The organism is Bacillus toyonensis BCT-7112 (assembly GCF_000496285.1).
GTDB lineage: Bacteria > Bacillota > Bacilli > Bacillales > Bacillaceae_G > Bacillus_A > Bacillus_A toyonensis.
Genome location: NC_022781.1, coordinates 94,282 through 107,223, shown reverse-complemented (window position 1 = coordinate 107,223; position 12,942 = coordinate 94,282). Strand labels below are relative to the sequence as shown.

The 12,942-nt window shown below is 34.1% G+C and carries 14 protein-coding genes; 9 read left to right on the top strand and 5 right to left on the bottom strand.

The genetic code is table 11. The annotated features are described in order from the left end of the window. The 4 genes from BTOYO_RS00540 (at nt 1) to ppaC (ending at nt 3,296) form a co-directional block, all read left to right on the top strand. A complete protein-coding gene (locus BTOYO_RS00540; protein WP_001245264.1) occupies nt 1–504 on the top strand; it encodes a GNAT family N-acetyltransferase in 504 nt (167 codons plus the stop codon). A gap of 157 nt (nt 505–661) precedes the next feature. Further along, nucleotides 662–1,177: a DinB family protein gene (locus BTOYO_RS00535; protein ID WP_000915556.1), complete on the top strand. Its 516-nt coding sequence runs from the start codon at nt 662–664 to the stop codon at nt 1,175–1,177. A gap of 372 nt (nt 1,178–1,549) precedes the next feature. Next, the gene (locus BTOYO_RS00530) at nt 1,550–2,215 is read left to right on the top strand and encodes a lytic polysaccharide monooxygenase (protein WP_000753783.1); all 666 of its coding nucleotides are present in this window, start codon (nt 1,550–1,552) and stop codon (nt 2,213–2,215) included. 151 nt (nt 2,216–2,366) lie between these two features. Then, entirely contained in the window at nt 2,367–3,296 is a 930-nt protein-coding gene (gene ppaC, locus BTOYO_RS00525; protein WP_000416867.1) for a manganese-dependent inorganic pyrophosphatase, read from the top strand. Between the two features lie 272 nt (nt 3,297–3,568). Here the strand turns inward: ppaC and BTOYO_RS00520 are convergent, their stop codons facing one another. Further along, nucleotides 3,569–3,757, bottom strand: a complete 189-nt coding sequence (locus BTOYO_RS00520) for a DUF4017 family protein (RefSeq protein ID WP_000789480.1) — start codon at nt 3,755–3,757, stop codon at nt 3,569–3,571. A 316-nt stretch (nt 3,758–4,073) separates the two neighbouring features. Here BTOYO_RS00520 and BTOYO_RS00515 point away from each other — a divergent pair, with 316 nt between their 5' ends. Then, nucleotides 4,074–4,523 (top strand): DUF6884 domain-containing protein, encoded by a 450-nt coding sequence (locus BTOYO_RS00515; protein ID WP_000824892.1) that lies wholly within the window; start codon nt 4,074–4,076, stop codon nt 4,521–4,523. A 308-nt stretch (nt 4,524–4,831) separates the two neighbouring features. Beyond that, nucleotides 4,832–5,059: a hypothetical protein gene (locus BTOYO_RS00510; protein ID WP_023440958.1), complete on the top strand. Its 228-nt coding sequence runs from the start codon at nt 4,832–4,834 to the stop codon at nt 5,057–5,059. Here the strand turns inward: BTOYO_RS00510 and BTOYO_RS00505 are convergent. From BTOYO_RS00505 to BTOYO_RS27625, 4 genes are all read right to left on the bottom strand, one after another. Continuing rightward, entirely contained in the window at nt 5,039–5,491 is a 453-nt protein-coding gene (locus tag BTOYO_RS00505; RefSeq protein WP_000877597.1) for a hypothetical protein, read from the bottom strand. The genes BTOYO_RS00510 and BTOYO_RS00505 overlap by 21 nt on opposite strands. A gap of 135 nt (nt 5,492–5,626) precedes the next feature. After that, nucleotides 5,627–5,983 (bottom strand): hypothetical protein, encoded by a 357-nt coding sequence (locus BTOYO_RS00500; RefSeq protein WP_000606238.1) that lies wholly within the window; start codon nt 5,981–5,983, stop codon nt 5,627–5,629. Between the two features lie 286 nt (nt 5,984–6,269). Further along, on the bottom strand, nt 6,270–6,893 hold the full coding sequence (locus tag BTOYO_RS00495) for a hypothetical protein (RefSeq protein ID WP_000287721.1): 624 nt from the start codon (nt 6,891–6,893) through the stop codon (nt 6,270–6,272). A gap of 684 nt (nt 6,894–7,577) precedes the next feature. Next, on the bottom strand, nt 7,578–7,733 hold the full coding sequence (locus BTOYO_RS27625; RefSeq protein ID WP_000682737.1) for a hypothetical protein: 156 nt from the start codon (nt 7,731–7,733) through the stop codon (nt 7,578–7,580). A gap of 274 nt (nt 7,734–8,007) precedes the next feature. Here BTOYO_RS27625 and recQ point away from each other — a divergent pair, with 274 nt between their 5' ends. The 3 genes from recQ (at nt 8,008) to BTOYO_RS00480 (ending at nt 12,871) form a co-directional block, all read left to right on the top strand. Next, on the top strand, nt 8,008–10,125 hold the full coding sequence (gene recQ / locus BTOYO_RS00490) for a DNA helicase RecQ (protein ID WP_000494299.1): 2,118 nt from the start codon (nt 8,008–8,010) through the stop codon (nt 10,123–10,125). Nucleotides 10,126–10,150: 25 nt separating this feature from the next. Next, nucleotides 10,151–10,531: a gamma-glutamylcyclotransferase family protein gene (locus BTOYO_RS00485; protein WP_000274911.1), complete on the top strand. Its 381-nt coding sequence runs from the start codon at nt 10,151–10,153 to the stop codon at nt 10,529–10,531. A gap of 264 nt (nt 10,532–10,795) precedes the next feature. Next, entirely contained in the window at nt 10,796–12,871 is a 2,076-nt protein-coding gene (locus tag BTOYO_RS00480) for a HelD family protein (RefSeq protein WP_000065186.1), read from the top strand. Nucleotides 12,872–12,942 lie beyond the last annotated feature (71 nt).

Here is a 12,942-nt window from a genome sequence, read left to right as displayed (position 1 = left end):
ATGCGAAATTTAGTAATTGAAGAAATGAAGCAACTAGAAAATGAGATTGAAGATCTTTCTAAACTTTTGACAACGGTTGTAGATGATGGGGCATCAATTGGTTTTTTACCTCCACTGGAACAAAAAGAAGCAACAAATTATTGGCAAGCGGTATTAGCACCAGAAGTAATATTGTATGTTGCTAAAATAAACAATGAAGTGGCAGGAAGTGTTCAATTACATTTAGTTACAAAGCCTAACGGGACCCATAGAGCTGAGATTTGCAAGTTAATGACTCATCCGAATTTTAGACGTAACGGTATTGGACGTTCACTTATGCAAAAAGCAGAGGAAAGAGCGAAACTAGAAAACAGATCTCTTTTAGTATTAGATACTAGAGAAGGAGACCCTTCCAATAGATTGTACAAGTCATTAGGCTTTCAAGAATCCGGTAAAATACCAGGGTATGCAATTTCTCCGGATGGTGAGTTAGATGCAACGGTTATTTATTATAAAATGATTTAGTTTTTTCTTTTCATTCTTTAACTTCAAATTGAACGTTCAATTTGAAGTCCAGTTTATATAAGAGTTTAACAGGTTTTTAAGAGGTAGTATTAAAATAGGGATTTTGAAGCCATTTGGTGAATAGTAAATGTTAATCTAAAAGATGGAGGTTGCTGTGATGTTGAAACTGTTTCAATATAACTGGCAAGTTCGTGATGATTGGTTTACATGGTGCGAAGACATATCGGCTGAAGAACTAGTAAAGAAACGGGTCGGTGGGTTCGGCAGTATACTACATACCCTATTTCATATTGTAGATGTGGAATATATGTGGATCTTAGGGTTGCGCGGTGAATCAGTCCCTGAGGAACCAGTGTTTGAAGAGTATGCCAGCTTACAAAAAGTGAAAAATCTTTCAGCTCAATACCACGAGAAAGTGAAGCCGTTTGTGACTTCTTGGACAAATGAAATGGATTCTCGGAAACTTTCAAAAGCTGACTTCAAGGAAGAGCCGATTAGCTCAAGAGACGCACCAATTAGGCGCCGAGTCATTGAATGTACAAACGGAGAGTTAATACGTCATGTCATTGTCCACGAAATCCATCATATCGGCCAGTTATCTATATGGGCACGTGAGATAGGAAAGGAGCCAGTTTCCGCAAATCTGAGAGGGAGAGGGCTATTTGATAACTAGACTACCTTTGCCAAATTCGTAATTGCACGCTTTAATGGCACAAGGATCAAGTAATAATCAATCTTTTTCAAAACCCACTTTTTCTATTTATTATTTTATCCAGGTTTATAGAGTTAATGTAATCAAACTTTTTTAAGCGCTACACTGTGATATATAATTGTAAGTAGTTAACAATAAAACGACAAAATAAATAATAGATGTGATAACTGGTAATTAATATACGTGAAGAATTGATATTGTTGTAGTTAAACGAATTTGAGAAAGTTTTTAGAGGGTTCTTTTAGTAATGCTCTTCCACTTATAATGGATGTAGAGAAGATGACTAGGCAACTATAGTTATTTTCGTTTCATTTTTGGGAAGGGGATGAAAGAATGAAAAAGACAAGTTTACAAAAGATGAAAAAGGTTATGTTAAGTGGTGGGATATTACTTACGGGATTATTAACATTTGGATTTTCAGAAAAGGCTTCAGCTCATGGGTATGTAGAATCACCAGCGAGCCGATCTTATTTATGTAAGCAAGGGGTAAATGTAAATTGCGGTCCAGTTCAATATGAACCACAAAGTGTAGAAGGAATAGGCGGCTTTCCGCAATTAGGACCTTCTGATGGACAAATTGCAGGTGCTGGTCATTTTCCTGCTTTAGACGCTCAATCAGTGGATAGGTGGAAGAAAGTTACGTTAAACGGCGGGACGAATACATTCAAGTGGAAACTAACGGCTCCTCATAGTACGAAAGAATGGAAATACTACATTACAAAGAAGGATTGGAATCCAAATATGCCTTTAACAAGATCTAGTTTAGATATAGTGCCGTTCTATGTGAAAAATGATGGCGGAGTTAGACCGGGGACAACAGTAACGCATGAAGCAAATGTACCAACTGATCGTAGTGGCTACCATCTTATTTTAGCTGTTTGGGAGATTGCGGACACTGGAAATGCATTTTATCAAGTTATTGATGTGAACCTTGTGAATAATGGTTTAAATTCCAATTTTGCATTTAACAATGCAGTGCAAGTTCCTACACTATTTTAAATTAAATATACATTTTGATCATCTAATTCATTTTAGATGATCTTTTTTATGAAAAATATAGAGGAAAGTACAATTATTTATAAAAAATTCGGGTTTAAATATTGTCATATTTGCTTCTTTAAGATATCCTTTTCATGAAGAGGTGGAAAACATGGAAAAAGTACTAGTTTTCGGGCATAAAAACCCAGATACAGATGCAATTTGTTCTGCAATTGCTTATGCAGAATTGAAAAAAGAATTAGGAATGAATGCTGAGCCTGTACGTTTAGGCGAAATCAGCGGTGAAACTCAATTTGCGTTAGACTATTTTAAAGTAGAAGGACCGCGTTTTGTTGAGACAGTTGCAAGCGAAGTGGACAACGTTATTTTAGTTGACCATAACGAGCGTCAACAAAGTGCTAACGATATCGAATCTGTTCGTGTGTTAGAAGTAATCGATCATCACCGTATTGCTAACTTTGAAACAAGCGATCCTATTTACTACCGTTGTGAGCCAGTTGGATGTACAGCTACAATCTTAAACAAAATGTACAAAGAAAATGGCGTTACAATTCGTAAAGAAGTTGCAGGTTTAATGTTATCTGCAATCATTTCAGATTCTTTATTATTCAAATCTCCAACTTGCACAGAACAAGACGTAGCAGCAGCTCGTGAATTAGCGGAAATCGCTGGTGTAGATGCAGATAGCTATGGCTTAGAAATGTTAAAAGCTGGTGCTGACTTAAGCGGAAAAACAATGGAGCAATTAATCTCTCTTGATGCTAAAGAATTCCAAATGGCTAACGCGAAAGTTGAAATTGCACAAGTAAACGCTGTCGATACTAACGACGTTCTTGTACACCAAGCGGAACTTGAAAAAGTTATCTCTGCAGTAGTAGAAGAAAAAGGGTTAGACCTATTCTTATTCGTTGTAACTGATATCTTAACTAACGATTCTGTCGGTCTTGCGATCGGTAAAGCAGCAAACGTTGTTGAGAAAGCATACAACGTAACATTACAAAACAACACAGCTACATTAAAAGGTGTTGTATCTCGTAAAAAACAAATCGTACCAGTATTAACTGAAGCATTCCAAGCTTAATACTATTCAGTACTGATTAACAAAAAGGACAAGTAGTCGGATGGCTACTTGTCTTTTTTATTTGTTACATAGGATACTGGTATGAAAATAAGGACAGCATTAGCTATCCTTATAACTGTTTATTCCGCATTAACGGACAGTAAGAGCATTACCTCAAAGTTCAGCGAAAGTAAAGAAGTTAGGTGAGGGATCAACTGTCCGTAAGAGCCCGATTGGTGAAGGCCAATAATCCGTGGGGGATGAAGAAAACCCTCACGGATTAAAGTTTCACTTTATTCGTAAGACTTTTTCCTGTTTATATAAAATGTAAAAACAGCAGTAATGAGGAAAATGGGTATTGCGTACGCTTGCCCAACAAACAACTTCCAACTAATAGAATTATAGCCTTCAGATGCTGGAACAATCATAACAATAACACAAACGATAAAATAGACGAATAGTGCAGGGATAATATTTTTCATTATTGTTCACCTCCTTTAAAAAACAATAAAATAAACATATTCATATATTAAAATTTTTATGATTCATTTTAAAGATTAAGCTCACAAAATGTTTATGAAGTAGTATTATATTTGTAAAGAGTGCAGTGTACTACGTAGATGTAGAACGAAAAAAATTGGACTATGCTTCTGAAAAGAAGTGAAATATGAGTGGAAATCGATATAAATATGGTAAAATATTCAATTGTGACGTTTGGAATTATTATATAGTATTTTGCGAGGGAAATGTATGAAATAATTGATTTAACATAAGGAAGAAAAGAGGTAAAAAATATAGATGAAAAGATTATGTATAATCCCATGTGGAAAGAAGAAAATCTGGGATAAGTATGTAGATTATGGACCTACTGAGGCGAAGAATGTATATATTAGTCCTTTCGGGAAAGCATGTCAGGCGTACGCAACTGAGTTTTTTGATGATTGGGTTATTTTATCAGCAAAGCATGGATTTTTAAAGCCGAATGATATTGTACAAGAAAACTATGATCTTGCATTTGATTCGAAGAGTGATGAAGTTATTAGTATAGAGCAACTACAAAAACAGATGATTGATAAAGGTTTAATACAGTTTGACGAAATTGTTTTGCTTGCGGGAAAGAAGCATAAAAAAGTAGTCACAAAGTTATATCCAGAAGAAATCATTACATATCCGTTAGAAGGATGTAAAGGGATCGGGTATATGCTGCAGAGGTTGAAAGGAGCTGTGGCGGAGGTAAAGGAACTATAGTAGTGGTGTTTCATATTTAGTTAACGTAGTAGTTACCTATTATTATGAACGAGAAGTAAGAAAATATACATGAATGTAAAGCCCAAGCATTGGGCTTTTTTATTTGCAATATTTCCTACGAATATTTAATAGAAAATTTTTAAGAAAGTGTAATACTTAAAAAACTATTGTTTAAAAGTAGAAAATAGACTAGTAAACAAGCCTTTTTCTACTTTTAAACATAGAATATGATGAATTCTATTGAGGAGGAAGCATATTCATGGGGAATCATTGTCATTGTGGACGTTCATTTTGGGATGATTTAATGTTTGGAAGATGTAGATGTAAACGCAGGGACTGTGACGAATGTTGCTGCAAAGAGAAACCGAAATGTGATTGTGACGAGTGTCGTTGCAAGGAAAAGCCGAAGTGTGATTGCGAAAAATGTCATTGTAAAGAGAAACCGAAATGCCATTGTAAACAGGAAGGGTATTAATAATAAAAGAGTACTTTACGTACTCTTTTATTTTATGAGTTTATATTCCATCTTGAACTAATTTTTTTTCAATTTCCCATGTATCTCGCTTTTTAATTTTTATAGCTACATTAGTTCCGCCAGATTCTTTATAAAAAATATAGCCATTGTTTGCGTTTACGTATGTTATTGGTTCACTTATGCAATCTCGTGAACAAGATGTATTAACGAGCTCAAGTAAGGATAGTTCGCTCGGGTCGGTTTTACTTTCAGCTATAACGGCATCAATGTTTGTTTTACGATAACCTTGTAAATTCACATGGAAAATCTGTTCAATTTCTCCTGTAATGCTAGTATTCATTACTTCTACTGAATTCTTTTTTTCTTGAAGAAATCCATTTTCATAAAGTAATTTTGTATATCCAAGCCAGGCGATTAAAACTAGCATGATAAACATACTAGACATTTTTAGTGTTCGAAGTCTTTTACTAACAATTGTTTCTGAGTATTTCATTCAGTCTAATCCTCCAATGTTTTTAATTTAAAGTATGCCTGGATACATACATTTAGAAGAGGATAGAAGGCAACAAGTTGTTGATTCAAAAAAGAAACATCAGAAGTTAGATGTTTCTTTTTTGAATGATTATTGTTATCTGTTCGTTACTTGTTTCATAAGCGGTCTTATTTCTTTAACAGGTGGTTTTTTATCATAGGCATCAACGTAAGAAAAGTAATAATTTAAATTTCTAAGAAGTCCTTTTCCTATTTTAGCGCTTAAAAAGGGGAATACTTGTCCAGTATAATCATCGAGAGATTTACAGTAGTATTTTTCATCTAAATATATACTGTATTTACAAGTGAGTTCTACTAATGAGTTACCTTCATCATCAATTACCTCTTTAGAATCAATAATGTCTATTAATGCAAATTTTTCATTCAAATACACTTTCTTCTTTTTCTCGTGTTTATTTGTGAGTATAAATACGAGACCAATGGCGTTAATCAAACTATTTCCTCCTATAAAAAACGGATATAAATAAAATATATCGATATACGTTAAATGTAAAGAGGAGAGGCGAAATAACATTGAGAGAAAGCTAAATAAGCCGATTTTTTTTTGAAATCGGCTTATGCTTATTTTTATCCCGCATTGACGAGAAGTAAGAATCACACCTTGAAATTCAGCTTAAGTAGAGAAGTTAGGCGGGAGATAAAATGCTCGTGAAACCCTGATTGGTGTGGGTTAGTAATCGGTGGGGATGTACAAACCCATCACTGGTTAACGTCTCAGTTTATTGAAATACTTGCGGGAATTGTTTTACGATTGCGTTTGTTATCATGTCGGCCATTTCTAATGCTTCTTTTTCAATTTTATCGTAAAGTTTTATTCCTGCTTCATAATCTTTATTTAGGAAGGCAAGCGCTTCTGCTTTCGTTAGTGCTAAATGTTCATAAAACATTTTTCTAAATTCCTCTTTATCTATATATGGATTGATACTGTGAAGAAATTCAGTAATTTCATCACCATTAGCGTACCATTTCTTCTCTATAGCGGCAGCTGCATTTTGATCACCAGCTTTTGCGGCTTTCACAAGATCGGCTGCAATTACTAAATGATCTTTAATTAATGCACTATATTTCTTTACTGCATCCTCGCCATAGAAGGGCTCAAGTGATAGTCCCATATGTGTTGCGTTTTGTAGAAGCCGTCCAACAGTAACGTTAACATCGGGTAAATTAAAGACAATACTTATAATAGCCAATCTCGTCCAAGCGACGTGTTGTTCCCATAAAGAACGCATATATCCTTTTAAAAAATTCTCGTTTTTACTTATTCGGTAGTTACGTACGGATAAATCATAGTTTACATAAGGGTTATGATAGGGGGAGTAATACGATTGCCAATAAGAATACATAAAAAGTAACACTCCTTTGAACATGTATAACTCAAAGTATGATAAAGATTTATTTTTAGTTACGTGTCCTAGATAATTTTCAGGTAATTTGAAATGGAGAAATTCGATAAATGATGTTGTGATATATATAAATAAATTGAATATAAAGTAAAAGAGGCTCTGCAAGGGAAGTTGCAGAGCCTCTAAAGGGTATTGCCGAGATGTCGGACTCGACTACGTAATATTATCATAAAATTCTTTTAAAAAAACCTGGTAAATGTGTCCAAATAAAAATGGAACTTTAATAAAGTCAAAAGGACCTGCTTCCCGCGGCAGGCCCCATTAACTAGATAATGTAGATGAGCAAAAACTCATCTGGATTACTTTTATAGTAACAAGTAAAATGCGTTTTGTGTATTGAGAAAAAAGAATTGCATAATTACATGTGAACAATTTATATTTTACTTTTTATGATTATCATGAATTGTTGGGATTTAAATCTGGTTATAAAATGGAGAAAAGACTTGGAAGTGAAATTGAAGTGCACAGAAATATGTAATCATGAAAAAGACCTGCTATTATGAGCAGGTCAACTTAAGGGGTTTATCCAACAGATTATTATATATGGTAGCAACTGAATTGTAGTAAGTCTATACGTTTCATATTGAGAAAACTTCTGTGGATGATCTATTTTTTGCGCATATATTAACGTCTAAAAAGTTGAGAAAGAAAATCAAAAAAATTTCTATAAGAAAATAATGGCTGGTACTTATAATATGATTCATATTTCCACGCATCATTATTAGAGAATTGGAGTTGTTTTGTTTTTGCTTTGATGGAACTCATATTACGATGCTTCATATAATAACCTCCTGCATTTATATGTATACGATTAGTAGTATTCAAGAAAGGGCAATAAAATGAATATTTAAATTGAAATGCTTTCTTCATGTGTAATGGATGTATGTTTTAAATGTTGTGAAACATACAAAACACCGATGCTAATTAATATTAAATACGAGGTGAAATATAGAATAATGAAAAAATAATAAGCATTTATTCATCGCTTTCAAGTCGCATAAGTGATGATATAATAGAAGTAGATGAAAGATAAAGAAAAGCAGGTGAATCTTTTTTGTTTACAAAAGCACAAGAACTTTTAGCGTCTTATTTCGGTTATTCGTCATTCCGAAGAGGGCAAGATGAAACAATTAAAAATGTATTAGAGGGGAAAGATACAGTTTGCATTATGCCTACGGGCGGAGGTAAGTCAATTTGTTATCAAATTCCCGCATTAGTATTCGAAGGAACGACGTTAGTAATATCACCTTTGATTTCACTTATGAAAGACCAAGTAGATACACTAATACAAAACGGTATATCCGCTACGTATATTAATAGTTCTATTTCAATGACAGAAGCTAATCATAGAATTCAATTAGCGAAACAAGGGCATTATAAGTTACTTTATGTCGCTCCTGAGCGTCTTGATTCAATGGAGTTTGTTGATCAACTTATCGATATGAAAATCCCGATGATTGCGATTGATGAGGCGCACTGTATTTCGCAGTGGGGACATGATTTCCGTCCAAGTTATTTACATATACATCGTATACTAGATTATCTCCCAGAAAAACCGCTCGTATTAGCGTTAACAGCGACAGCAACTCCGCAAGTACGTGATGATATTTGCAAAACGCTTGAAATTAATCAAGAAAATACAATTATGACAACTTTTGAGCGTGAGAACTTATCATTTTCTGTCATTAAAGGACAGGATCGTAATGCTTATTTAGCGGATTATATTCGTCAAAATCAAAAGGAATCAGGGATTATATATGCAGCTACTAGAAAAGTAGTTGATCAGTTGTATGAAGATTTAATGAAAGCGGAAGTTTCGGTATCAAAATATCACGCTGGTATGAGTGATCATGATCGAAATGAGCAACAAGAACTCTTTTTACGAGATGAAGTAAGTGTAATGATAGCGACATCTGCATTCGGAATGGGTATTGATAAATCGAATATTCGTTACGTTATTCATTATCAGCTGCCAAAAAATATGGAAAGTTACTATCAAGAAGCAGGACGTGCTGGTCGTGACGGATTAGATAGTGAATGTATTTTGTTATATTCTTCTCAAGATGTGCAAGTACAACGCTTTTTAATTGATCAATCAACAGGAGAATCACGTTTTTCGAATGAACTTGAAAAATTGCAAAATATGACTGATTACTGTCATACAGAACAATGTTTACAATCATTCATTTTGCAATACTTTGGAGAAGAACCGAAAGAAGATTGTGGACGCTGCGGTAATTGTACGGATGACCGTGAGAGCATCGATGTGACGAGAGAATCACAAATGGTTTTATCCTGTATGATTAGAACGAACCAACGATTTGGAAAACAAATGATTGCACAAGTATTAACTGGATCGAAAAATAAGAAAGTTATTGAATTTAATTTTCATACTTTACCAACGTATGGCCTTTTATCAAACCGTAGTGTAAAAGAAGTGAGTGACTTTATAGAGTTTTTAATTTCAGATGAGTTAATTGCAGTTGAACATGGTACGTATCCGACATTAAAAGTAACGGGAAAAGGGAAAGAAGTATTACTTGGTAATGAGAATGTTCTACGAAAAGAACGAGTAGAGACGAGACAAATCGTCCAAGATCATCCTTTATTTGAAGTGTTGCGTGAAGTACGTAAAGAAATCGCACAAGGAGAAGGTGTACCTCCGTTCGTTATTTTCTCTGACCAAACATTAAAAGATATGTGTGCCAAAATGCCGCGAAATGATTCCGAACTGTTAACAGTAAAAGGTATTGGAGAACACAAACTTGTGAAGTATGGCTCGCACTTCTTACAAGCAGTTCAGCATTTTATTGATGAAAATCCAAACTATGTAGAAACAATTAAGACAGAAGTTGTTTCTGAGCGTAAAAAATCAGGAAAAGCTTCAGCGAATTCTCATTTGGAAACGTATGAAATGTATAAACAAGGAATTGACCTAAATGAGATTGCAAAAGAACGTGATCTATCAAGACAAACAATTGAAAACCATTTAATTCGCTCTTTTGAGGATGGGATGGAAGTAGATTGGCAAAGTTTTGTACCAAAAGAGTATGAATCTCTTATAGAAACTGCTGTACAAAATGCAGAAGGTGGTTTGAAATCTATTAAAGAACAGCTTCCAAATGAAGTGAGTTACTTTATGATCCGTGCTTATTTACAAATAAGAAAGTAGAGACATATAAAGGGGATAGGGATTTATGTATCATGTTTTCGTTTATGGCACGTTAAGAAGAGGGCAAACGAATGCTCATTATATGCAAGGTGCAACATGCATCGCAGACGGAGCATGGACGTATGGGGAATTATTTGATACAAACGAAGGATATCCGGCCATGATTTGTTCTAATGAAGTAAAGGTATATGGGGAAGTTTATGAAGTAAATGATGATGTTTTGCATAAGTTAGATGAACTAGAAGAATATACAGGTAATGCAGAGACTGATTTATATGACCGAATAACGCAAACAGTGTATGTTGCTGATACGGAAATACATGCGTATGTGTATATTGCTCAGGATAAAAAGATGTTAAAGAAAGTGATTGATTCTGGGGATTGGCTTTTATATCAAAAAGTATAATATAAGTAACTATATAAAATTGGAAAGCAGATAATGAAATATTTCATTATCTGCTTTTTATTGTTTCTTTTAATTGAACTTCTCAAATTAATAAAGAATGTTTTAAATATGTTATATCGAATTAAAGCAAAGCAGAGTAGGGATTAATGGTTACTCTTTTATATTTTAGAAAATTCTCACTAGAACTATTGACTTTGCGAATGGATTTTTAATACAATTGTATTTCGACTGAAAAATTAGAACGGACAGGAGGGAATCGTCGAAATGAGCAACATATTTGAAGATGAGTTACAAAAAATGAGGGATACTTTACATACGATGGATGATCAATTAGAACAGCTTGAAAAAATCCCGGTTTATTATGGAGAAGATTTTAAAGAGCAAATTCTTGAAAGCATGAGGGAGTCAAATAGACAGAACTTACGTATCGGTGTGGAAGAGCCGTATTTTGGAAGACTAGACTTTCAAGAGGATGGAAAAGAACAAGTTATGCCGATTTATATCGGTAAAGTAGGTGTTTCAGATAAGGACACGATGAAACCAATTGTTATCGATTGGCGAGCGCCTGTCGCAAGTATGTTTTATTCATTTACCGGTGGAGAAGAACTAGCGTTTTATCAATCACCAGATGGGTTAGTTGAAGGTGATGTGTATTTAAAACGAAACATTTCCATTCGTAAAAGAGAACTTGAACGTGTTGTTGATACATATGTGAAAGGAAATGAAGATGTATCGCATGCCGATGATTTTCTTCTATATCGATTAGGTGAGAATAAAGATAATAAACTAAAGGATATTGTTTCAACGATTCAATCGGAACAAAATGATATTATTCGAGCGGAAAGAAATTTACCATTACTTATTCAAGGGGTTGCAGGGAGCGGAAAGACAACAATCGCTTTACATCGCCTTGCTTTTTTAATTTATGAATACCGTGAACAGTTAGAGGCAGAAAGAATGATTGTATTTGCTCCGAACAGCTTGTTTTTAGATTATATTTCGAGTGTACTGCCTGAATTAGGGGTAGGGAATATTAGTCAAACAACGTTTCCAGATTGGGCATTGCGTACGTTAGATGATTCAGTGAAACTAAAGCAAACAGAAGAGAAATTGAAAGAAGCATTTTCAATTAATCGTGATGAAAGTAAGGTAATGCTCGGTAAATTAAAGGGTACACTGGAATTTAAGGCGTTTATTGAAGAGAGAATGATTCAATTTGAAAATGACTTAGTTCCGACAAAGGATTTTGAGGCGTGGGATAAAGCGATTATTCCAGTAGAAGACATTAAAAAATGGATGCAAGTTGAATATAAACATTATCCACTAAAGAAAAGAAGAGAACGTTTAGTAGGCCGCATGAAGCGCTGGATTGAAATTGAACTTAAAAAGTTTGGGGAAACGAACGAGAAAAAATTGCTCAAAAAAGAAGCGACTAAGAGATTGAACACATATATGAAGTTTTGGCCAAAAATGAGTGCTCTTTCACTGTATAGTTCAATATTGAAAAGTAAAGAAATACTCGAAGTTTTACCTGAAGAACTTGTTAAAGAAACAGAAAAGAGTTGTCGTAAAAAAGAAGTGTATGTAGAAGATTTACCTGCCTTAATTTACATCCATCATCGCATAACAGGTATTGAAATCGGTCAGAAGTTTCATCATGTCGTTATTGATGAAGCGCAAGATTTTTCGCCATTTCAAGTGTATGTATTAAAAGAAATTACACTAGGTAATTCTTTCACTATATTAGGTGATTTATCGCAAGCGATTTATGATTACCAAGGAATTGAAGATTGGAACGCATTTAAGGAAGTATTCCAAGAAACAGGTTATTTTGAATTGACTAGAAGTTATCGTTCTACAAAAGAAATTATTGAATTCGCAAATGAAATAATTAAAAATGCAGAAATACCAGTGGGGCTCGCAACACCAGTTTTCCGTAGCGGTGAAGACGTAAAAGTAATCCATGCAGAAGATCAATTCACTGAAGTTTTGAAGACAATAAAGCATTTGCAAAATGAAGATGTAAAAACAATTGCAGTAATAGGTAGAACAGATGATGAATGCCACGATATGTATGAGAAATTAACGAATGCAGGATTGACGGTAAATGTCATTGAAGCAAATCAAAGTAAATATGAAGGTGGTATTTCAGTAGTACCTGTATATTTAGCGAAAGGTTTAGAATTTGACGCTGTAATTCTAATGGATGTTGATGAAGACCATTATAAAAATACAAAGCATGATGCGAAATTACTGTATGTCGCATGTACGAGATCACTGCATGATTTATGGATTTTCCATAGCGGTGAAGCGTCGCCTTTAATTAAAGGATTAAAATAAATGTAAAAAGAGGATTTTCTAGTAGGGTATGAAAATCCTCTTTTTTATATTTAAAAGCTAGATGAATTAAC